Annotated in this window: 16 protein-coding genes; 3 read left to right on the top strand and 13 right to left on the bottom strand. The window is 49.6% G+C overall.

Translation table 11 applies throughout. The features are described from left to right. Positions 1–13: 13 nt before the first annotated feature. Both L2713_RS17685 and L2713_RS17680 read right to left on the bottom strand, forming a co-directional pair. The gene (locus L2713_RS17685; RefSeq protein ID WP_248968781.1) at positions 14–1,651 is read right to left on the bottom strand and encodes an HAL/PAL/TAL family ammonia-lyase; all 1,638 of its coding nucleotides are present in this window, start codon (positions 1,649–1,651) and stop codon (positions 14–16) included. 35 nt (positions 1,652–1,686) lie between these two features. After that, entirely contained in the window at positions 1,687–3,240 is a 1,554-nt protein-coding gene (locus L2713_RS17680) for a flavocytochrome c (protein ID WP_248968779.1), read from the bottom strand. Between the two features lie 165 nt (positions 3,241–3,405). Here L2713_RS17680 and L2713_RS17675 point away from each other — a divergent pair, with 165 nt between their 5' ends. After that, positions 3,406–4,932 (top strand): sigma-54 interaction domain-containing protein, encoded by a 1,527-nt coding sequence (locus L2713_RS17675; protein ID WP_248968778.1) that lies wholly within the window; start codon positions 3,406–3,408, stop codon positions 4,930–4,932. A gap of 89 nt (positions 4,933–5,021) precedes the next feature. Here L2713_RS17675 and L2713_RS17670 read toward each other — a convergent pair whose 3' ends face one another. Together L2713_RS17670 and L2713_RS17665 are read right to left on the bottom strand one after the other, a co-directional pair. Continuing rightward, a complete protein-coding gene (locus L2713_RS17670) occupies positions 5,022–6,191 on the bottom strand; it encodes a porin (protein ID WP_109287476.1) in 1,170 nt (389 codons plus the stop codon). 249 nt (positions 6,192–6,440) lie between these two features. After that, entirely contained in the window at positions 6,441–8,561 is a 2,121-nt protein-coding gene (locus L2713_RS17665; RefSeq protein ID WP_248968777.1) for a DNA topoisomerase III, read from the bottom strand. A 198-nt stretch (positions 8,562–8,759) separates the two neighbouring features. Between L2713_RS17665 and L2713_RS17660 the strand changes: the two genes are divergently transcribed. Together L2713_RS17660 and L2713_RS17655 are read left to right on the top strand one after the other, a co-directional pair. Continuing rightward, entirely contained in the window at positions 8,760–9,047 is a 288-nt protein-coding gene (locus L2713_RS17660; protein ID WP_248968775.1) for a hypothetical protein, read from the top strand. Positions 9,048–9,409: 362 nt separating this feature from the next. Next, the gene (locus L2713_RS17655; RefSeq protein WP_248968773.1) at positions 9,410–10,894 is read left to right on the top strand and encodes an alanine/glycine:cation symporter family protein; all 1,485 of its coding nucleotides are present in this window, start codon (positions 9,410–9,412) and stop codon (positions 10,892–10,894) included. A gap of 112 nt (positions 10,895–11,006) precedes the next feature. Here the strand turns inward: L2713_RS17655 and purF are convergent, their stop codons facing one another. The 9 genes from purF to L2713_RS17610 all read right to left on the bottom strand — a co-directional run bounded on the left by purF (position 11,007) and on the right by L2713_RS17610 (position 22,290). Next, positions 11,007–12,521, bottom strand: a complete 1,515-nt coding sequence (purF, locus tag L2713_RS17650; protein ID WP_011622213.1) for an amidophosphoribosyltransferase — start codon at positions 12,519–12,521, stop codon at positions 11,007–11,009. A 179-nt stretch (positions 12,522–12,700) separates the two neighbouring features. Next, on the bottom strand, positions 12,701–13,189 hold the full coding sequence (locus L2713_RS17645) for a CvpA family protein (RefSeq protein WP_011716539.1): 489 nt from the start codon (positions 13,187–13,189) through the stop codon (positions 12,701–12,703). Positions 13,190–13,299: 110 nt separating this feature from the next. Next, a complete protein-coding gene (gene dedD / locus L2713_RS17640; RefSeq protein ID WP_248968772.1) occupies positions 13,300–14,124 on the bottom strand; it encodes a cell division protein DedD in 825 nt (274 codons plus the stop codon). Next, a complete protein-coding gene (folC, locus tag L2713_RS17635) occupies positions 14,117–15,415 on the bottom strand; it encodes a bifunctional tetrahydrofolate synthase/dihydrofolate synthase (RefSeq protein ID WP_248968770.1) in 1,299 nt (432 codons plus the stop codon). The genes dedD and folC overlap by 8 nt, the downstream gene beginning before the upstream one ends. 52 nt (positions 15,416–15,467) lie before the next feature. Next, positions 15,468–16,253 (bottom strand): tRNA pseudouridine(38-40) synthase TruA, encoded by a 786-nt coding sequence (gene truA, locus L2713_RS17630; RefSeq protein ID WP_220057763.1) that lies wholly within the window; start codon positions 16,251–16,253, stop codon positions 15,468–15,470. A gap of 103 nt (positions 16,254–16,356) precedes the next feature. Continuing rightward, on the bottom strand, positions 16,357–19,728 hold the full coding sequence (locus L2713_RS17625; protein WP_248968768.1) for a FimV/HubP family polar landmark protein: 3,372 nt from the start codon (positions 19,726–19,728) through the stop codon (positions 16,357–16,359). Positions 19,729–19,907: 179 nt separating this feature from the next. After that, a complete protein-coding gene (locus tag L2713_RS17620; RefSeq protein ID WP_248968767.1) occupies positions 19,908–20,924 on the bottom strand; it encodes an aspartate-semialdehyde dehydrogenase in 1,017 nt (338 codons plus the stop codon). 2 nt (positions 20,925–20,926) lie between these two features. Next, positions 20,927–22,057: a 4-phosphoerythronate dehydrogenase gene (locus tag L2713_RS17615; RefSeq protein WP_248968766.1), complete on the bottom strand. Its 1,131-nt coding sequence runs from the start codon at positions 22,055–22,057 to the stop codon at positions 20,927–20,929. Continuing rightward, complete coding sequence (locus L2713_RS17610; protein WP_248968765.1) at positions 22,054–22,290, bottom strand: hypothetical protein; 237 nt, start codon at positions 22,288–22,290, stop codon at positions 22,054–22,056. The genes L2713_RS17615 and L2713_RS17610 overlap by 4 nt, the downstream gene beginning before the upstream one ends. Positions 22,291–22,538 lie beyond the last annotated feature (248 nt).

Raw genomic sequence — 22,538 nt, 5'->3', positions numbered from 1 at the left:
CCCGCATCGTAGATTAATAGTTTGCAATAAAGTCAGTTGACGCTTGGATATCGGGTGTAAACGGACGGTCCTTGGCAACAAAAGGCACTTTTTCACGGTAGGCCTTGTACATGGCTTGTGTTGCCTTACCCAGTTGTAGTTCAGGGTGAGCTTGCTTACGTAAATCAATCGCTTGAGTTGAGTGCAGCAGTTCTAAACCGTAGATGACTTGGGTGTTATCCACGATTTGGATCAGGTTATCCGACGCCAACTTAAGATTCGTGAAGGTATCTTCAATCCCACCGGCGATAGAAATCCCATCGAAGGATACTGGCGTGGCTAACTGCTTGTTACGCACTTGCATATCCACAAAGGCCTTTTGAATCGCACCGAAGGCATGGCCTTGGTTTTCTGGCGCACTCAGGAAACGCGTCAGCTTAGTAAAGTGATCATCGGACAGATGAATAGTGCGCATCACACTGTTATGGGACACGTGGGTCAGGGCCACACTCAGGTTTTGCACTGCGAGTGCCACAGGTAGCGGCTCAAAGTTAGTGGTAGGGAACACACCGCCCTGCCCTTCAACCAAATATTTAGCCACTTGTGGGAACTCGGCATATTGGTTCGACGCGCCCACAATCACGGCTGGGTTATCGTCCGAATGGTTGATTTGGATATTGATCACTTCATCTAATGAAGCTAGGGCCTGCTCGGCGCCTGCAAAGGTGTAAGCCGTAGTTCTAAAGCTTAACGGATCCTGTAATGGACGCTCATCGTTTAGCTGCCATAAATAGCTACCATCGAGCTGCTTGAGAATGTCACTGGTGGCCGATTTAATGTAAGGGAACGGACGGATGTCGTTGGTTTGCGGCAAGAATGGCGCCACGTTACCGTTTAATCCCTCAAGGCTTAAGCCAAAGACAGTGGGCGATACGGACAACAATTGCTTCGCTTCACGGTAACCTTGCATGGCATACGCGACGGCAAAGGCATTGTTAGACAGAATCGATAGCGCATCTTTCCCCATAGGTGCCAATGGGGTGATCCCCGCATCGGCCATCGCCTCTTTACTGCTCACACGCTGACCTTTGTAGAACACTTCCCATTCACCAATCATGGCTAAACCGACATGGGATGACAGCAGAATATCCGCCTCACCGACTGTGCCTTTAGCTGGGATCACAGGGGTCAGCCCCTGATTTAAATAGGCTTCATAAAGCTCGGCAACCACAGGTTGCACACCGGTTTGTCCGGCTAACATGGTATTTAACCGCACGGCTAAGGCTAGACGAGTGAGTCGAATCGGCGCAGCTTCACCGACACCGGCACTGTGGGCACGCAGAGTGCTGAGGTTAAAGCTTCGAGAGGCATCGAGCACCGCATCACTCAGCTTACCGTTGGCATCGAACAGCTTGTGGTCTTTATTTAGCCCAACCCCCACGGTTAAGCCATACACAGGTTTGCCCAGACGCGCCGCTTCCATCAGTAGCGCGTTTGCTTTCACGAGTTGGGTCTTGGCCTGCGGCGCAATCTTCACTTTAGCGCCATCGGCAATCGCCCAGGCTTGGTCTTGGGTTAAATGTTTACCGTCGAGCACTACTTGCTCCATCGCGAACGCACTGCCTGAAAGTAGACTCAAGGTGAGTGAGGCCATCAACATGGATTTATTCATTATCATCTCCAACATTTTGTTATATTTAATAAAATCTAAGCTTGCTTGAGCGTCACAGCGTTCGCTGCGGCGCAGTTACGGCCGGCATTACGCCCAGTGACTACCCCTTCGGCCACGGCACAGGCTCCTAAGCGGCTGGCACCATGGATACCGCCCGTGGCTTCGCCTGCGGCATATAACCCGGGGATGGCTTTATTGCTGACCAAATGCAGCACTTCGGATTGGGTATTCACCTTCACGCCACCCATGCAGTAATGCACCTTCGGCCACATGCGCACCGCATACCAAGGCCCTTTGTCCAGCACTATTGCCTCCTGCATGGGGCGGTCGAACTCTTTATCAACGCCCGTCTTCACGGCTTCATTCCAACGCGCGACCTGCGCCTTTAATGCCTTGGCGGGCATGCCGTAAATAGCGGCTAGTTCGTCTAAGGTCTCAGCCTTGCTGATGACCTTGTATTTCAGGCCCCAATCTAAAGTCTGTGCCTTGCTGGCACCGGCGGCATTAGTAAAACCAATGGGATAGACAGGCTGCCCCTGCTCATCCCGTCTGGTCATGATGGCGTCGGCACGCGCTTTACGGTCGGCTAACTCATTGAAGAAACGCTCGCCGGTACGCACATCCACAACAATGCCGTGGGGATAGGTAGCGATGGTGTTGAACTGGGAAGCCGTACCAAAGCCCTTCTCGTCGGGGGATGCCCATGGGCCGAGCTGAATTTGGTCTAAATGAATAGGATTAGCACCAATAAGCATCATCTGTTTTAGCGCCTCAGAGGTGGCACCTGCATGGTTGGTTGAATCTAAATCACTATTTAACTCAGGTAATTGCATCATGCGGTATTCAATATCACGACCAAAACCACCGGTCGCCATAATCACGCCACGGCGCGCGCCGATACGACGTATTTTACCCGTGCGCTCTTTGGGAAAATAAAAACCTTCGCGAACTTCGACACCGATCACCCGTCCGGCCTCATCTTGTACAAAGCCTTCGAGCTTGGTCTGATTTTTCATGATGACGCCCTTATCCCGGGCGGCTTTAATTAGGGGACGAATAATGCCAGCGCCTGAACTTTCAACCGTTTGCAACACTCGTTGTACCGAGTGGCCGCCAAAGTGTTGCACAAAAGGCTTCCAGTTCACGCCGTAATCAATCAACCATTGGCAGGATTCTGCAGTGCCGTTACACACCAGTTTAAGCATTTCCACATCGTTCATGCCGCGACCTGCCCGCAGCATGTCAGCCACCATGGCATCGACCGAGTCTTTAATCCCGGCTTGTTTCTGTAGCGCAGAACCAGCTACCGCCATGGCGCCGCCATTGATGGTAGAGTTACCACCAAACACGGGCATCTTATCGATAACCATCACGCTCACGCCGGCTTCTCTGGCCTGCAACGCCGCAGACATGCCAGCAAAACCGCTGCCAACCACGAGCACATCTACGATTTCATCGAAGTTGATAGGCGCAGAGTCACAGCTGGCAGTAGTGGGCAGTGCAATACTCGCCCCGAGTCCCGCGGCCATGACCATGCCCCCCTTTAATAACTGGCGGCGCCCCGAATTAATACCTTGGGTTTTACTCATGCTGATTTCCTTCAATAATCATTGGAACTTGTCAGCGTGAAAGTGCAGATGCTGTGCCAAGCACCTAAAAAGAGGTATTTATGTGGGGAACTTTGATTGCAGGCACAAAATCACGAAATATAAAGATCTACAATCACGATACTTAGTGATTAACTTGAAATATCAATGGAAAAACACTTCTATTACGAATCAACGCTAAGACTCTGTAGCAGTCTGCAACTCGAAAAATCTTTGCACAGTTACTTCGGGTTTATTCGGGATGAATTGCCTATAGATGGGCTATTTGTGAATATTTTTCGCAAACAATTTAATGATATACAGTTTATCGCCCATGTTGATGATTCCCATTGCTGCACCTTGGATAAACGCATCCAAATTCCTCTGAAGATGGCGCAATTGCTAGAGGATCCCGAGCGGCCAAAGGTGCGAATTGTTAATGACATAGAGCATGATCCTGTCACCTCTTTAGTCGCGCCTCAGGTCATTAAGGATATTCGTTCGGTAATTATTTTGCGGATGTCGATTGAGAATACCCACCTTGGGATAGTCGGCTTTTATGCCAAAACGACTGGAGTGTTTAGGCCCCGTCATGCTGACTTGATTGCCCCACATATGCAAAACCTCGCGCTCATCACGGCGCTGAATTTAAGGGATCGCAACTTACTCAAAGAGAACGAAGCGCTCTCTAAACAAAACGTCAGTCTACGCCGCACCTTAGATGTTCAAAATGGCGTGGTTGGCGCTAATTCTGGCTTGAAACAGGTGATGCAGCAGGTGCAATCCATCGCCAAGATTAACACCACAGTGTTAATGCTTGGGGAAACTGGCTGCGGCAAGGAGGTTATCGCCAACGCCATTCACGAACTGTCGGAGCGCTCGGGTAAGCCTTTTATCAAGGTAAACTGTGGCGCTATTCCAGATACTTTGATTGACTCCGAGCTCTTTGGTTATGAAAAAGGTGCGTTTACTGGCGCTGATTCGCGCAAAATTGGCTACTTCGAGCAGGCCAACGGCGGCACCATTTTCTTAGATGAAATTGGGGAATTACCGCTTTCGGCCCAAGTTCGACTACTTAGAGTACTGCAAAATAGTTGTATCACCCGCGTTGGCGGCCACGATGCGGTGCAGCTCGATATTCGTATAGTGGCCGCAACCCACAGAAACCTTCAAGCCATGGTACACAGAGAAGAGTTTCGCGAAGATCTCTGGTATCGGCTGGCGATTTTCCCCATCGAGATCCCATCACTCAGACAAAGACGCACGGACATTCCTCTGTTAGTGCAACATTTTGTCGAGCAGTTGAGTGCCAAGTTCAATTTGCCACAGCTACCAAGAATCGCCCCAGAACAACTGAATATTCTCAACCAATATGATTGGCCAGGGAATGTGCGCGAACTCATTAATGTGCTCGAGCGCGCTATCATTCAGCACCCTGCGGGTCCGCTGGATTTTAGTTTTCTGGCGCCCAAAAGCCTCGAAGCCGTTAAAACCCCGTCCAATCAAACCGTGATTATCGATCCAAGTCATGCCAGCGATAAGCTGGTGCCACTGGAGGTGATGACCAAAAAATACATCAGCCATGCCTTAAGGATCACGGGCGGTAAACTCTATGGCCCAGGCGGCGCGGCCGAATTGCTGGATATCAATGCCAATACCCTGCGCAGTAAAATGAAGAAGTTAGGGATTGTGTAATGCATTGATAAGAAATGGATAGTCATGAAAAAGGCCACAATACTGTGGCCTTTGATGAATGCACTTTTTAGCGCACTCTCTCGTCAGACTTAGAAGAAATAACGAATACCAACGGCATAGTTATTATCTTGCAGATCTTCGTAGGCTTTATCGTCCATATCGCTGAAATCGATTTTGGCTTCGGCATACATGATGGTGTCGCGGCTATAGCGATAATGCAGGCCTAGCACGGCAAACTGACGCGTCCATTTGCCTTGGATAGCGGTGTTTTCATCGGTGTCCAAATCCTGATAAGTCAGCAATAGGCTAGGTACGAATCCGTTATCATAGTGGTAAGCGACAATAAATTCGGCGCCAGTTGAGTCGTAAAGCTCCCCACCTACCAACTCGTTTTGCTCACTCTTATGGGCGTTAAAACCCACATACAGGCCGTCGGCATCACGACCTGGCGCATATTGATAGAAGCTGCCGTATTGGGCACCGATACCGATGATTTGGTTGGTATTATCGACTTCTTTGCCCGCAAGATTGCCAGTGAAGTCACCACGGTTAAAGCCCGCTAACACCTTAAATTTATCGGTGAAATAGTAAGTCGCACTCGCGCCATAGCTAGGGTCGAAGCTCAGCTCCGAACCATCGTTTAAGGCGTTACCTAAATTATCATAGAGCGCCACATCACTATTTTGCTTAGAAGCGTATTGCACCGCGATATGCAGATTACCAAAGGTATTGCGGTATTGTAGCGCCGCATCGGCACGACCCGCTCCGGTGAGGCCGCCATCACCGAAGGTATAAGCACCAACAGACCAACCCGTAAAGGCATTCAGCACGTCAGTGGTGTAAGCAACATCGTAATAAGCCCCCCACTGCTTACCAAAGGTGAGCGAGCCCCATTTGTCGTGCGACATGCCGACATAACCTAAACGGTTAAAGAGGAAATCTGAGGTTTTTGAAGCCGATAACTGGCCACCACCTTGGCCTTCGGTATAGATAAGGCCATCGTCACTGGTGACCATGTTAATGCCCCATTCTGTATGGGCAAAAGAGCGCCAGCCGTTTTTCTCTTGGCGGTCGAAACGGAATCCTACGCGGGAAAAGTTATCAATTACCGAAGTTTCGTGGCCATCATTTAACGCCGCAAAGCCTAGCCAGCCCATCATATTGACGCTATTGGTTTGATCGTTATACAGCTCAACCGCCTGAGTGGTACCAGTCAATAGTACCGCGGGGATCATCACTGCAAGCAATTTCTTTTTCATATCATCTACACCTTTTAATTCAGCTAAACCATATATAATCATATGATTTAATTGGCTTATTATATTCTCCAGCCAACACACAGCAGTTTGCATGCCACGGCGCAGAAAATCTGAATTTCAGGGTGTTTTTTAGAAGTAGATCCGCCAATCACGAAATATCGTGATTGGCGGCAATTAAATATCGCGGAATATATTAAATATCGTTACTAGATCGCGAGCATTAGCGACAGTTTGATTACATTTGTGTCATCAAGCTTGAGCAGGCGCTCTGCTAGCTCGCCGTCTAGCCGTAGTGGGCGTAGCGGATGTCGAGGCCGTCGATTTAGCCGAGGTAGTTTTAGCGGCTGAGCTTCTCGCTGTGGCGTTTTTAGTGCCGGATTTTTTCCATCCAGCGCCTTTACCTCCAGCTTTTCGATAGCCGCGCTTTTTCGTTGCTGCACGCTTAAAGCCCTGCCCTTTTAAGCCATTGAGGGCTGAGGGTAATTGAGCGCCCGCATTTTCGATTAAGTTATTTAGCGTCCCCAGCAGAGGCTGCATAAAGCCTTGATATGAGATTTCTTTATGGCAGATGCCGTTTAGACTTGCCTCCCACAGCGCCGTCATATCGGGTGTCGTGGCGCTAAGGGGTAAGCTATTGATCAAGCCCTTGCCCACCTCAGTTGCCACAATCGACTTGCCCTGACGCTGAATAAAGCCCCGTTTAAACAGCAGTTCAATAATGCCTGCGCGAGTCGCTTCTGTGCCTAAGCCATCGGTTTCCTTTAAAATTTTGCGGATCTCTGGGTCAGTCACATAACGGTTAATCCCCGTCATCGCACTCAGCAAGGTCGCATCGGTAAAGGCTTTGGGAGGTTGAGTTTGCTTCTCGACCAATTCACCTTGGTGACAATGAAGAACTTGTCCTAAGGTAAGAGGAGGTAACTGACCAAGATATTCCCCTTCCTCTGCGTCCTTGTCGCCTTGCGCAAAACTCGCAGCGGATGATGCGTCCTTTCGTTCGCTCTCTTCTCTGGCAAACAGTTGTTTCCAACCGAGAGACTTATCCTGTTTTGCCTTGGTTTTAAAAAGGCCACCTTCGATCGTCACCTCGACCACGGTTTCACTGTAGCAATAGGCGGGGTAAAACTGCGCCAAATACTGTCGAGCAATATGCAGATAAAGCTGCCTTTCCCGCTGGCTTAAACCTGCTAGATTGGGCTGTTTTTCCGTTGGAATAATGGCGTGGTGAGCATCGACTTTTTTATCATCCCACGCCTTAGACTTCAGCCGAGGATTGGGCACCTCAGCGTGTGCGACTAACTCGGGCGCACCGCCCGTAATGGCCGCTAATACCCCGCTTGCAAGCCCATGCTGCTCGGTGGGCAAATAACGACTGTCTGAGCGTGGATAAGTGATTAGTTTATGGCGCTCGTATAAGCTCTGGCAGGTATCGAGTACGTCCTTCGCGCTCATCCCAAAGCGCTTGGCGGCATCGATTTGCAGCGCCGATAGACTGTAGGGTAAAGGCGGATTCTGCTGCTTATCCTTAGTGCTTAACTGGGTCACTTTGGCGGGTTTATCGGTGATCCGGCGCACTACATTTTGCGCTAAGCCCTTAGCAAGCACGCGCCCTTCCTCATCCATATAGGGCAAGCAGGCTTCACTGGGTTGCCACTTCGCCGTGAAAGCCTGCTCTTTGTCGGTCACTAAGTGAGCCAGAACCTCATAAAAAGGCTTAGATTGGAAATTCGCGATTTCCTCATCGCGGCGCACGATAAGCCCAAGCAGCGGAGTCTGTACTCGACCGACCGATAGTACGCCCTGATAGCCAACCTTTTTCCCTTGAATAGTGTAGGCCCGCGTCATATTCATGCCATAGAGCCAATCGGCGCGGCTTCTTGCAAGCGCCGAGGTCGACAAAGGAATAAACTCACGATTACTGCGAAGTTGCGACAAGGCACGTTTCACCGCCTGCGGGTTTAAGTCGCTGATAAGGAGTCGCTGCGTTTGCTGTAATTTATCGCCCGTCACGCCCAAATAGGCGATCACTTCATCAACCAATAACTGCCCTTCCCTGTCGGGATCGCCCGCATTCACTAGCGTATCGGCCTGCTTCACCAGTTTTTTAAGTACTGTGAGTTGGCTGCGGGTCGCGGCCTTAGGTTTAAGCTGCCACTTCTCAGGCACTATGGGTAAATGCTCAAACTTCCACGATTTAAACTCGGGATTATAGGCATCGGGCTCAGCCTGTTCGAGCAAGTGCCCCACACACCAAGACACACAGTTACCTTGGGCGTCTTCAACAAACCCTTCACCTTTTTTGTGGGGTTTAGGCAGCACATCGGCGATTGCACGCCCAAGGCTTGGTTTTTCGGCAATATAGAGGATCATATCTACATTAAATACTGGATATAATTACAGTGTAATTTAGCCCAAAGCGGACAAGAGTGCAAACCGCCGTTTTACCTCAAGGGCCGATTTAACTCGCTTTGCGGTAACGAAACAATAAAGCTGTGTAAATTTAGTTGAGAACAATTCTCATCTAAACCTAAAATCCCTTGCATCCGTTACGAGGAATCGAGAAAACAAATGAATACACTGACCTTGCCAGGCCCTTCAATCCCCGTCTTTAAGCCAGCACTCACCTTAAGATTCAATCAATTGGTGATCTTCCACAGCCTGTTATTATTGGCGTTAAGTCTGCTTTGTGAAATGGGGCTAAAAAGGCTTGGGCTTGAGACGCCTCTCCTTTCTTGGGGAGTTATTCTGTATTTTCCCGTGGCCGTGAGCCTGTCTTTGCTATTAAAACATAGCGTTAGCCGCCGCAGTCTGGCATGGCTATTCGGACTATGGATGCTGCTATGGCTGGTGATGTAAGCACCGGTTTAAGCCTTGTAGGGATACCCACACTTATATCTGTTTAGGTCAAATAAAGAGTTCTAACTCCACGCACCTTGTCTCACCTTTCTCCTACATCCCGACTGTCAAACGCAGCTCGAAACCTAGCGAATTAACGCACCGCTAAATCCCCTATCAGTAATGCCACCAAATAAAGAACGTTAAATTATCAATTATTTAACAACTTTAGCTATGAAGCGGCTTAAAAAGTCGTTATGTTGAAGCTCTTGGACGCCCCCACGCGTCTTAACCTTAGGCCAAATTGGCCGTTTAGTACCCAAACTTACAAGCAAATATCTTAAAAACTCTGCAAAAACAACAGAATATTGGAGTTGAATTATATGAATGAGATTGTTAATGCGGTCAACAATATCGTTTGGAGCCCTGCGCTCGTTTATCTTTGCCTCGGTGTAGGACTCTTTTTCTCCCTGCGCTCACGTTTCTTACAGTTACGCCATTTACCCGAAATGATCCGTTTAATGTTTGATGGTAAGAGCACTGATGCCGGTGTGTCTTCCTTCCAAGCCTTAGCCATGACCTTAGCGGGTCGTGTGGGAACCGGTAACATTGCCGGTGTCGCCACTGCGATTACCTTTGGCGGTCCAGGTGCATTGTTTTGGATGTGGATGGTGGCGTTTCTTGGCGCCAGCTCCGCATTCGTCGAATCCACCTTAGGCCAAGTCTACAAAGAAAAAATCAACGGTGAGTACCGCGGCGGCCCCGCCTTTTACATTGAAAAAGGCTTAGGCATGAAGTGGTACGCTTGGACATTTGCTATTGCGACCATTTTTGCCTGCGGGATTTTACTGCCAGGCGTGCAAGCCAACTCGATTGGTTCGAGCCTAAAAACCGCCTTCGATATCGACCCTAACGTCACCGCCGCTATCCTCGCTATGCTGTTAGGTTTTATTATCTTTGGTGGCGTGAAACGTATTGCCCACTTCGCCAGTACCGTAGTGCCCTTTATGGCACTGGGTTATATCATCGTCGCCTGCGTGATTATTGCCCTTAATATTGGTCAGCTGCCCGATATTATTATGTTGATCCTAAAAAGCGCCTTCGGACTCGATGCGGGCTTTGGTGCGATTTTAGGTCTTGCGATTATGTGGGGGGTAAAACGCGGTATTTACTCCAACGAAGCGGGTCAAGGTACTGGGCCACACGCCTCCTCGGCCGCAGCGGTAAGTCACCCTGCAAAACAAGGTTTAGTGCAAGCATTCTCTGTGTACATTGACACTCTTTTTGTGTGCTCTGCCACTGGTTTTATGTTGCTCATCACTGGACTTTACAATGTGCAAGGGCCTGAAGGTGTCGCACTCTACACTGGCATTGCCGGCGTTGCAGCGGGCCCTGGTTATGTACAAACCGCGATGGAAAGCATGATGCCAGGCTTTGGTAATATGTTCGTCGCCGTCGCGTTGTTCTTCTTCGCCTTCACCACCATTGTGGCCTACTACTATATTGCCGAGACCAACATCGCCTATATCAACCGTAAGGTAAATCGTCCTTGGCTGACCGTAGTACTGAAAGTGGTGCTGATGGCGTCAACTGTCTACGGCACAGTGAAAACTGCCGATTTGGCATGGGGCATGGGTGATATTGGCGTAGGTTTAATGGCTTGGTTAAACATTATCGCCATTATTCTGCTGCAACGTATAGCCTTTACTTGCCTTAAGGATTATGAGTCGCAACAAAAACAAGGGGTTGAGCCGTTATTCGATCCTGAAAAGCTCGGTATTCCCCATGCAGACTATTGGGTTGAGCGCAAAAATGCGCAGGATGAACTAGCGCAGAGTCAATCCAGCGAAACTCCCAAAATTTCCTAAGGATTGAAACCCCTAACAAAAATGCCAGTGATTAATCACTGGCATTTTTGTAGTGCTTTTTAAGATGTGCCCGCTTACCGCCAAGCACACTTTCCATCTTAAGAATTTCGTCTTATGGATGGCAAACGTTGTGTAACTCTAAGTTAGTGCCAATGTCTTTATTACGGTCGGCTTTGGCATCGTCGTTACGTAACTGAGTTAAGTGGTCGAGGTAAGATTGGTCAACATCGTTAGTGATGTAGTGACCGTCGAACACTGAGGTTTCGAAACGTTTGATCTCTGGGTTTTCCATTCTCACCGCTTCAACCAGATCCGGCAGATTTTGGAAGATAATGCCATCGGCGCCGATCAGCTTAGCAATTTCATCGGCATCACGACCGTGGGCAATCAGCTCATTCGAGGTTGGCATATCGATACCGTAAACGTTCGGGAAACGGATTTCTGGTGCCGCCGAGGCAAAGTATACTTTCTTCGCACCCGCTTCACGCGCCATCTCGATGATTTGCTCTGAGGTGGTACCACGCACGATAGAGTCATCCACTAACAAGACGTTCTTACCTTTAAACTCAGTGTTGATGGCATTGAGTTTACGGCGTACCGATTTTTTACGCTCCTGTTGACCAGGCATAATAAAGGTACGGCCGATATAACGGTTCTTCACAAAACCTTGGCGGTAAGGTAAGTCCATGCAACGGGCGATTTCTAATGCGATATCACATGAAGTTTCAGGAATAGGGATCACCACGTCGATATCATGGTCGTACCATTCTTTTTTGATCTTTTCACCGAGCTTGGCACCCATGTTTACGCGGCTGGCATAAACAGAGACGTTGTCGATAGTCGAATCAGGACGCGCAAAATACACGAATTCGAAGATACAAGGTGAGTAGCTTGGCTCTTTCGCGCATTGACGAGTGTAAAGCTGGCCATCTAAAGAGATATAAATCGCTTCGCCTGGCGCCACATCGCGCATCACTTCAAAACCCACGGCATCGAGCGCCACGCTCTCAGAGGCCACCATGTACTCAGTACCGGTTGGGGTTTCGTGCTTACCTAATACCAGTGGACGAATACCGAAAGGATCGCGGAAGGCCACCAGACCTTGGCCGATAATCATGGCCACTACCGCATAGGCGCCACGGGCTTGCTCGTGCACCTTGGCAACAGTGTCGAACACCTCATCGGCGGTCAGCATCAAGCTGGTAGTTTTTTGCAGCTCATCAGCCAGCAGGTTTAATAATACTTCTGAGTCGGATGTGGTGTTCACATGGCGACGTTTTTTGATCAGGCCTTCAGCTAATTCAACCGTGTTGGTTAAGTTACCGTTATGGGCTAATGAAATCCCAAATGGCGAGTTAACATAGAAAGGCTGCGCTTCTGACGCGCTGGAACTGCCTGCAGTAGGATAACGTACGTGGCCAATACCCGCATTGCCCTGTAGGCGCTGCATGTGTTTGACTTCAAATACATCTTTGACCAGACCATTGGCTTTACGTAGTCTGAAAGCACCACGATCAACGGTCACAATACCTGCCGCATCCTGACCTCTGTGCTGAAGCACGGTCAGTGCGTCATAAATGGTCTGATTAACCGATGATTGGCCAACTATTCCGACGATACCACACATGGGTAAGCTTCCTCATTGTAAGATGTTCTATGCCCTTTCATGTTGAAATATAAGTAAAAGACGAAGTAAATCCCCAGCCATACGGCTTAAGTGTTTCATCTCAGTGTTGAGTCCGTACCTTAGGTTTCAGGCTCAACCCTACTTATCCTCCATCACTTAGGATAAATTTATTGTCTTTTTTATAGTTTGGGTACAAAGCTGGAGGTGTTTTCCAAATAGTGAAAGAACCATTGGATCACAACGCCAAATTCGGGCACTAGTACAGAGTCCTTCCACCATTGGGTGTTGGGTGAGCCTGTAAAAGCATCCATAAAAAACAGTAGCGCGCTGACGATCAGCGCCCCCCTAATGGCACCGAAACACAGACCTAAGAGTCTGTCAGTGCCAGATAATCCGGTTTTAACCACTAATTGCCCAATGATGTAATTGATGAGGGCGCCGAGTATTAAGGTGGTGATAAAAAGAATAGCAATGGAGACCCCATTGCGTAGCACCTCATCGTTCATTTGCGTGAGATAAACGGCGAGGTCTTGGTAAAATTGGCTGGCAACAAAGAAAGCCGCGAACCATACCACTAACGACATGGCTTCTTTGGCAAATCCGCGGATCAGACTGATAAGAGTCGATAACCCGATAACGAAGATGATAGCGTAATCAATCCAAACCATTGAGATGGCTTTCCAGCATAGGCTTTAAGACGGCGCGATTCTACCAGAGACTGAAACGATTCTCACCCCTAGAGAGGTAAATAAATTATTTCAGCCTCTGCCGAATAGCATTAAGATTCCAAGGGATTAAAAGGCACAATTCGGCCTTTCAAACGGGTTAGGCTTTCAATTTCTTCCTGCATTTTCTTGAGCTTAGCTTCGGAAACATCGGGCCCCACAAACACTTTCGTCAATACGCCATCCTTAGGCGTGTCTGGAATTGTGTACGCCTTGTAACCACTTTTACGTAACTGCGCCACCAGCGCTTTTACGTTGGCGGCATTGCTAAATGCGCCTAGTTGCAGGGTAAGTCCAGGTTTTAATGAATCGCGGCTCACCACTTTGATGCCATCGTCTTTGGCAGGTTTTGCAGATTCTGTTTTCGCGGTTTCGGCTTTAGGTTTGTCCGCTTTCGCCACGACGGTTGGCTTGGTTTCAGGCTTTTTGGTCTCAGTTTTAGTTGCAGGTGGCTTTGGCGTCTCTTTCTTCGGCTCGGCCTTAGCAGTCTCGGTTTTCACCGGCTCTTTCACTTCAGGCTTATTTTCCGCTTTTGCCGTCTGTGGCTTGGCTTGCTCCTTCACCGCTTCCGATTTAGGTTCGACTTTTGCCGCAGGCGTGTCTTTGACGTCAGTATTGACCGCCTGCGCTAACGCCGCCTCATCATTCGGAGAGGCCTCTTCGGGTAAGGCACCTTCGCCATCCACATCCTGAGTGGACAACACCTCAAACATATCATCGGCGTTTTGCTGCGCTATCGCGGCAGGACGCAGGGGAATTTCGGCAAATTGTTCCTCTTGGCGGTCCTTCTTGCCATCTAAAATATCCGGCAGAAAAATCACCCCGAGGGCGACCAGCACCACAGTGCCGACTAATCGATTATGAAACTGGCTAGACAAAACGGTTATCCTGCTTAAAGAGAGACTTAAAACCTGCCACAGTGTAAAAGGAGCCAAACACAATTACCACATCATCGGGCTGAATTTGCGCTTTTAATGCCGTCCATGCCGAGGCGATATCGTCAAACTCATGGGCCTTAGTGTCTTGCGCTAAGGTTTGGCGCAGCAGGCTTGCATTGGCGCCGCGCTCCCCCTGTAAACTCACTAAGTACCAAGTATCGATTAAGGGCGAAACCACAGGCAATACGCCTGCAATGTCCTTATCCTTTAGCATGCCGCACAGGGCAAACACTCGCTTCCCCGTCACCATAGGCGTGAGCTGTTTGACTAAAAAGCGCGCCGCATGGGGGTTGTGCGCCACATCGAGTAAAATCAGCGGCTGCTCGTTAACTTGCTCTAAACGCCCGGTTAAGCGCGCGCTGCTGATGCCTTTGGCAATGATATCGGCAGCAATATGCGGCCAGCCATGTTCAACAATCGCAATCACAGTCGCGGCGTTGGGTAATGGCAGTGTCGGCAAACTCAGCTGCTTGAGGGTGAATACTTGGCCTTGGTAATCCCACGTCTGGCCATCTTGCTGGTAACTAAACTCCTCACCCACACGATAGATCTTGGCGCCAACATCTTGGGCGACATCATTGACCGTATGGGGTAAGTTTGGCTCGCCGACAATGGCAGGTTTTCCTTGGCGAAAAATCCCCGCCTTTTCGCGGCCAACCAGCTCACGGGTATTACCCAAATACGCCTCATGGTCTAAATCAACCGAGGTCACGACGCTGATATCAGCATCAATCATGTTAGTGGCATCTAAACGGCCGCCAAGACCGACTTCTAAGATCACCACATCCAGCTTGGCCGCTTTAAATAGGATTAAGCCCGCCAAGGTGGCATATTCGAAAAAGGTCAGCGAAATCTCGCCACGTGCCGCTTCAATCTGTTCAAAAGCCGCTACAAAGGCGTCATCGCTAGCGTCCTGACCGTTGATGCGCACCCTTTCATTGTATTTGAGCATATGGGGCGAGCTGTAGACGCCCACCGTCAACCCTGATAAACGCAGGATGTTCTCTAGCATGGCGCAGGTCGTGCCTTTACCATTGGTGCCAGCAACAGTGACAATTTGACTTGGCCCTAAATCCAATACATTAAGGCGCTCGGCAACCTTAGAAACCCGAGTTAATCCCATGTCGATTTCGGTTGGGTGAATCGATAATAAATAATCTAGCCATTGTGCCAATGGCGCATTCACACTCGGCACAGTTAAGGCTGTCTGTTCAGTCGGGGCTGTGGTCATCTGTTCTTTCCTTCCTTCGATACGCGCTTCACTTACATCGGCAAAGCGGCGATTAATCCAGCATAAACAATGGCCCTAAAGCCAACTTAGGCAGTTGATACTGCTCGGGATATGTCACATCGACTAAATAGAGCCCATTGGGTTTGGCGGTGGCCGCCGCTTGATTGCGATCTTTAAGCGCCAGCAAATCCGCCATCCAAGTCAGTGGTTGGTTGCCTAGGCCGATTTCCAACAGGGAGCCAACAATGTTTCGCACCATATGGTGCAAGAAGGCATTAGCAGAAATATCGACAATCACATACATGCCCTGACGGGTCACTCTAACGCTGTGCACATTGCGAAATGGGGTTTTCGATTGGCATTGAATCGCGCGAAAACTGGTAAAGTCCTGCTCACCGAGCAGCGCCTGCGCCGCAACATGCATTTTATCGGCGTCGATATCACCGTGGTAATGGCTCACGCCGTGACGTAGGATCCCGGGGCGAAAATTATGATTGTAAATCACATAGCGATAACGTCTGGCCGTGGCTGAAAAGCGGGCATGGAAACTGTCATCCACCTCTTTTGCCCAACGAACGGCGATATTATCGGGCAAATTGGCATTCACCCCTAAGGTCCACGCGCCTTCGTTACGTATGGCATTCGTCTCGAAATGCACCACCTGCCCCGTTGCATGAACGCCGGCATCGGTTCGTCCCGCACAGAACAAGCTGATGGGTTCGTTGGCCACCTTAGATAAGGCTTGTTCTAATTGCCCTTGTACTGAATCGACTTCGGCCTGACGCTGCCAACCGAAATAACCACTGCCGTCATATTCAATACCTAATGCAATCCGCATCCACACATCCTCACAGTTAATTTAGCGGCGCATTTTATCACAGCAGCCCACAAAAAAAACGGCGCTCTGCGCGCCGTTAGTGTGAAATCAAGCCCCTTAGGGATTAGCCCATCTCTTTAAGTAAACGAGCCGCTTCTTCTTGCTGACGCTCGTTACCGTCGATTTGGACTTCCCGTAGCAATGCTTTGGCACTGTCGCTATCATCGATTTCGATATAGGCACGGGCTAAATCGAGCTTGGCATTGACTGAGTTTTCCTCATCGTCCACGTCGATCATGGCGGCATCGCCAATCAGGGCACCGACATCGCTCATCTCCACATCCATTTCAGGATAGAGATCTGTCTCTGTGTTGTCCTGCTCGGCATCGTTAAGCAGTTTTTCGATATCGATATAACCATGCTCGTTTTGGAAGTTAGTTAAATCATGTTCTGGAACAAACTTCTTCGACTTGCGAGATTCCTGCGCATCGAGGGCCGCTAGGGCCTCGTCGACGGTAAGCGTATGCTCATCATCGAGGGCAAAGCTGTCCTCAGGGGTTAATATCTCTTCCTCTTCGAGCTCGGTATTGGTGCTAAAGGCGGCAAGTACGCTGTCATCGCTTAAATCGACATCATCTGTATCGTCTTTTAAATCAAACTCGTGGCCTAAATCCAGCTCATCGTCGAGGTTAAACTCAGTGCTCGAAGCTGTATTTTTGGCATCAACCTCTGGCTGAGTATCTGGCGCAAACTCTAGCGGTTTACGCGACGAGCCCTGCACTGGTACCGGATCTAAAGGCAAATCGGTTTCAGGTTTGACCGGCGTTTTCGCCTCAGGCGTAGGCGTAAAATTCAGTTCGGTATCCCAATCGAGAACATGGGGATCTTTAGTCTTATTTGCCTTTAAGTCATTGAAGAAAGATGACTCTTTTTCCTTCGCACTCGCGGCGGCCGCCACAGCAGATGCGGCGACAGCGGCACCAAGAGCAGGTGCGATATCGTCAGTATATTCATCAAAGCCTGTAAACTTAGGTTCTGTGGCATCGTCATCGGCACTGTTATCCGTACTGTCTTGGTTATCCGCAATCTCTTCACTCAGTTCGAAGGTATCGTCCGTGCCATCAATGGCATGGGCGGCACCAATGCCCTTGAGTAAATCTTCTTCCTCGTCTTTTTCTTCTGGCTCGACATGGGTGGTTTCTAAGTCGAAGTTAAAGTCGTCGGCATCCGCCTCGGCTTGTTCAGGCACATCGAACTCGGCTAAGAGTGAATCGAGGTCGTCCTCTGCCGTTGACAAATCTTCAGGTAATGCGGCTTCGAGTTCGGCGGCAATGTCATCGCGCTCAAGGGTGGCTTCAACTTGAGCCGTATCGTCGACAACAGCCTCTTCGACGAGCGCTTCTTGCGTGTTAAAGCCTGCCAATAACTGGTCGAGATCTTCATCGCTCGTTGGCAAGTTTGGAGCGAGTTCATCATCCAACTCAGCGGCAATGGCCGCAGCGACTTCAGGATCGGGCTGCGCAGGAGCATCTAGGTCCGCGAGTAGCGCATCTATATCGTCGGATTCGCTTACGCCCATGTCAGTTAAGTCGGCATCAAGCTCGGCGGCAATTTCATCGCTTAAATCGGGTTCGGGTGCGGCGGGTTTATCAAAATCTGCCAGTAAAGCATCAATATCATCGGTTTGCGCGACACCCAACTCGGCTAAGTCATCGTCCAATTCGGCGGCAATTTCATCACCGAGATCATCAGCAGTTTCTGCTGGCACCTTGTCATAATCGGTCAATAAGGCATCGAGATCCTCATCCGCCGCTTCGACAGGTTTGTTAGCCTCTGGCTGATTAAAGCCTGCGAGTAACGCATCGATATCGTCGTCGGCAGGCACAGCATCGTTTTCAAGCTCAGTGTCCAGCTCTGTGGCTAAGTCAGCGCCTAGCCCAGATTCTAGCTCGGCGGCAATCGCGGCGGCTAAATCTTCATCCTCTGGATCTGGCGCAGTTTCAGCAGGTAAATCGAAACCGGCTAATTCGTCGAGTTCGTCAAGCCCTTCAGCTGTAGCTTGAGCCTCCTGCGGGGTATCTTCTTCATCAGAGCCTAATCCGGCCAGCAATGCATCGAGGTCTTCTTCCTCAATAATATTGCCAGATGCGGCTTTTTCTTCGGCAAAGGCTTCGGCTTCCTCTTGGTCACCCATGGCCTCTGCCCAGAGATCGTCCAGAGACTGGCCTTCATCCTCTTCAAATTGAGGTTCAGGCTCAGTGCTGACACCTGGGTCAATAAACATTTCTGATGCCATGTCCATTTGTTCATGGCTATCGGTCATTTCCTGCTCGGGTTGCAGGTCAACACTGCCAACATCGAGTAAGCTGTCGATCGAATCAGCATGGTCAGTATCTAGATGCACCGCCATGTCGCTGAGATCGTCATCATCCATCGCCAGCACAGACGCACTCGCCACGCCAGCCGCACCCGCGGCCATCATCGCCGCCTGCTGCGCTTCTAACTCGCGGCGCTCTTTATTGCGTTTACGGCGTAATAGCCAGAAAACGAGCACCAGTAGCAATAATGCGGGGATCACCGCTGCCGCAACGAGGAGCAGCGGATTACTCATCAGGTTACGCCACAGATCATCGGGCTCTGCGGGCATGGCAGGCTCGTCTGTCGTCGCGGTCCCTGGCGTTTGTGCGGCCTCAACCTCGGCTTTAAGTGCAAGGTTTTGCTTCTTACTGGCCTGTAGGGTTTCTTCTAATACCGCAATCTGTTGATTTAATTCTTCAACCTTGGCTTTGAGTGTCTCAACATCGGTATTCCTCACCGCGAGTTGATCTTGCGCTCTGGCTAACTCATCGGTCAGGGATAAATTCTTGCTCTCCGCAGCTTCGAGGCGTGCATTGATATCCGAGCTCACCATCTTAGGCGCGGTTGGCGTCGCAGCCACTTCGGTATTGGTCACTTTCGCCGCTTCGGGCTTCACCTCGGCCTTAGGTGGCGTCTCCACCTTAGGTTTAGGCTGTGCAACTGTCTGAGTCGGTGCAGCGGGCTTAGTCGCAGGTTTGGTTTCAGCCTTAGGCGTAGCTTTAACACCAGAACGAGCCTGCTTATCGCTGCGCTCGGCGCGGGCAATGGCCAGACTATTGGGAATAGCCAGCATTACTTCTTTCGAAGGGATCAGCAAAATCATGCCACGTTCGAGACTGTTATAACTGTCGGAGTTAAACGCATGGGGGTTAGCATCAAATACTGCGGCCATCACCTGATAAACGCTGACACTGGCATCGGGACGGACTTTTTGCGCAATGCTCCAGAAAGTGTCCTTAGAGGTCGTTGGTCCATATTGATGATTGACCTGACGGATCTGTCCGTCTGGCCCCATGATTTTTAAAGGTTTTATTTTGGGAGTATCAGCAGCTATCGCAGGATCAATAAAAGAGGTCGTGGAAGAAACAGCTAAAACGGTGGCCATCAGGCCCACAAGATACGAAGTGCGAAATTTCATCAATCCTTCCCTTTGAAGCGCTATTTAAGTTATCTCGCTGATAACAGGCTTTAGGCAATTGTATTTATTGAGATTACTATAAACTAGAAATCCCAGCCCTGCTACTGTTCACAATTGTAAAACAAAAAAAGCCTGCTGGCAGCAGGCTTTTTCACTGGGCATCAATCGCCACTTAAGAGTTAGTAATAATCTCTCACTAAAATCTCGGCAATTTGCACACTGTTTAAGGCTGCGCCTTTACGAATATTGTCCGACACCACCCAAAGGTTAATACCGTGAGAATGGGAAATATCCTTACGTACACGACCCACATAAACAGGATCGGTACCCGCTGCATGGGTTACAGCCGTTGGATATTCGTCATCGGATTCGAACAATACCACTCCTTCGGCATCGCGCAGTAAAGCTTTAATATCTTCTGCATCGGCGACTTGACGCGTCTCGATATGTACGGCTTCAGAGTGACCATAGAAGACAGGCACACGCACGGCCGTTGCGTTAACGAGGATTTCGTCATCACCGAAAATCTTCTGGGTTTCCCAGACCATTTTCATTTCTTCTTTGGTGTAGCCGTTATCCATAAATTTATCGATTTGCGGCAATACGTTAAACGCGATTTGCTTTGGATAAACTTCAGCGTCAGCAGGCAGACCTTGCAGCAACTTAGTGCATTGTTTTGCCAGTTCTTCAATCGCCTTTTTACCTGTACCAGAGACAGACTGATAGGTCGCAACGTTAATACGGCTGATACCGTAAGTATCGTAAATCGGTTTTAGTGCCACCAGCATTTGGATGGTCGAGCAGTTCGGGTTAGCGATGATGTTACGGTTGCGGAAATCGGCAATCGCATGGGGGTTAACCTCAGGTACAACCAATGGAATATCAATGTCGTTGCGGAAGTGAGAGGTGTTATCGATCACCACACAACCCGCTTCAGCGGCGATTGGCGCCCACTTGGCCGAGACATCGCCACCAGCAGAGAAGAAGCCTAACTGTGCTTGACTCCAATCGAAGGTTTCGACGTCCAAAATGGTAACTTGTTTGCCATGGAAGCTGACCGTTTCACCGGCGCTACGGCTACTGGCTAAAGGATATAAGTTCGCAACCGGGAAGTTACGCTCTTCGAGGATCTCAATCATAGTTTGACCCACTGCGCCCGATGCACCTAAAACGACAACATTAAATTCCTGCGACATAATTACCGACCGACTCCTGAAAAACCTAAATTGGACAACCAATCTACCTCAGATTGGCCGTGATAAGCCAGCGCCAATGCACTAAATTCGCGTCTATGTTTGTGATTTTTTCTCATAGTGTCGAAGCCATTCGACCTTGCAAAGCCATTTCGGAATACGGCATCGTCATCACGCAGGTCGTAGACGAATCTTGCGAGCTGTAATAAGGCTTTTTCATCGGGAATTTGTTCGAGCTCGACCGCCTTAAAATGAAATGGTGGCAAGAGCTCGGATAAGCGCTTCGTGGCCGGAATGGCTAACAACTCACACAACTTTTGGTACAGCATAAAAGTGCCACGGGCCTTACCTTCTAAGCTGTAACCGGCGATATGCGGGGTCGCAAACTCAGCAAAAGGCACCAGCTCAGGCATGGGATTCGGCTCCCCTTCCCATACATCGAGCACCAATTTAAGGTCATCCCTTTGCTGCTTAACCTTAATTAAGGCTTGATTATCAATCACATCACCACGGCAACAGTTCACCAGCCAAGTATTTGGTTTAAGACTCATCAGGCGCGCTTCATCGAATAAATGCAGCGTCTTATGTTCGCCAGTGCGGGTGATGGGCACATGTAGGCTGATGATATCCGCTTCAAGTAATAGGGTTTCAAGGCTCACAAAATGACGGGGATCGCCCTCGGCCGCTTTGATGGGGTCATTGAGTAATACCTTAATGCCGTAGGCTTCGAGGCATTTGGCCGTCGCGCTACCAGTATTGCCCGCGCCGACAATCCCCACGACTTTGCCCTTGAGCGGCGAGTTAAACCGCGCCGCCAGTTCTAACATCGCAATAAAGGCAAACTCCCCGACTGCGGTCGCATTACAGCCGGGCGCATTCGAAAAGGGAATACCACGCACTGCAAGGTAGGCCAGATCCACATGGTCCGTCCCTATGGTGGCGCTGCCGACAAACTTAAGTTTTGGATTGGCATCTAACAATGCAGCATTGACTCGGGTGACCGAGCGCACCAGCAGCACATCGGCATCTTGCACCTGCTCGGGCGTTAGCGTGCGGCCATTGACTGGGATTATCTCGCCTAACGCCCCAAATAAGGGTTCGACATAGGGCATATTTTCATCGACAACAATCTTCATGGGGACCTTTCTGATAAAAATGGGCTAGAGAGTGAGTAGCCAAGGATTCTAGCAAGACTCTGATCATAAACCCAATCCCTGAGTCTCATTATACCAATCGTATTAAATATCTGTTCATTCAGCGGGAGTTCAACACGCTTTAGACAAGGCGAAGGGTTGAAGGCATAGTGGTGCTCTGTCGAAAGCCTTAAACGCAGTATAAAGCGCGTTGAACCCCGCCCTTCGGGAGCCACACTGGCATCCCACTCCCGCGTTACATTGACTTAAAAGGGAATAACCATTTCTGCATCAATGCGCCTTGGATTGAAATGCCAGTGAGGCTCTGAACTGATTAGATATTTAATGTGATTGGTATTTCTGAATTTCAGCCAGTAAAGAATCCGCCTTCTTAGAAGGCGGCTTTGATTTGCCCCTGGAAGGGGCTATTTCCTTACACCTACTTCATCTGTTGCGACAATTGAGCATCATGCTCTAGATCTTG

The sequence above is a fragment of the Shewanella seohaensis genome, assembly GCF_023283775.1.
In the GTDB taxonomy this organism is placed as follows: Bacteria; Pseudomonadota; Gammaproteobacteria; order Enterobacterales; family Shewanellaceae; genus Shewanella; species Shewanella seohaensis.
The sequence above is the reverse complement of the archived record's forward strand: the minus strand, read 5'-3'. Positions and strand labels throughout refer to the sequence as shown.

Bases quoted from the DNA above. Each gene is read 5' to 3' on its own strand.
- L2713_RS17685 (WP_248968781.1), bottom strand. From the start codon at position 1,651: ATGAATAAATCCATGTTGATGGCCTCACTCACCTTGAGTCTACTTTCA.
- L2713_RS17680 (WP_248968779.1), bottom strand. From the start codon at position 3,240: ATGAGTAAAACCCAAGGTATTAATTCGGGGCGCCGCCAGTTATTAAAG.
- L2713_RS17675 (WP_248968778.1), top strand. From the start codon at position 3,406: ATGGAAAAACACTTCTATTACGAATCAACGCTAAGACTCTGTAGCAGT.
- L2713_RS17670 (WP_109287476.1), bottom strand. From the start codon at position 6,191: ATGAAAAAGAAATTGCTTGCAGTGATGATCCCCGCGGTACTATTGACT.
- L2713_RS17665 (WP_248968777.1), bottom strand. From the start codon at position 8,561: ATGATCCTCTATATTGCCGAAAAACCAAGCCTTGGGCGTGCAATCGCC.
- L2713_RS17660 (WP_248968775.1), top strand. From the start codon at position 8,760: ATGAATACACTGACCTTGCCAGGCCCTTCAATCCCCGTCTTTAAGCCA.
- L2713_RS17655 (WP_248968773.1), top strand. From the start codon at position 9,410: ATGAATGAGATTGTTAATGCGGTCAACAATATCGTTTGGAGCCCTGCG.
- purF (WP_011622213.1), bottom strand. From the start codon at position 12,521: ATGTGTGGTATCGTCGGAATAGTTGGCCAATCATCGGTTAATCAGACC.
- L2713_RS17645 (WP_011716539.1), bottom strand. From the start codon at position 13,189: ATGGTTTGGATTGATTACGCTATCATCTTCGTTATCGGGTTATCGACT.
- folC (WP_248968770.1), bottom strand. From the start codon at position 15,415: ATGACCACAGCCCCGACTGAACAGACAGCCTTAACTGTGCCGAGTGTG.
- truA (WP_220057763.1), bottom strand. From the start codon at position 16,253: ATGCGGATTGCATTAGGTATTGAATATGACGGCAGTGGTTATTTCGGT.
- L2713_RS17625 (WP_248968768.1), bottom strand. From the start codon at position 19,728: ATGAAATTTCGCACTTCGTATCTTGTGGGCCTGATGGCCACCGTTTTA.
- L2713_RS17620 (WP_248968767.1), bottom strand. From the start codon at position 20,924: ATGTCGCAGGAATTTAATGTTGTCGTTTTAGGTGCATCGGGCGCAGTG.
- L2713_RS17615 (WP_248968766.1), bottom strand. From the start codon at position 22,057: ATGAAGATTGTTGTCGATGAAAATATGCCCTATGTCGAACCCTTATTT.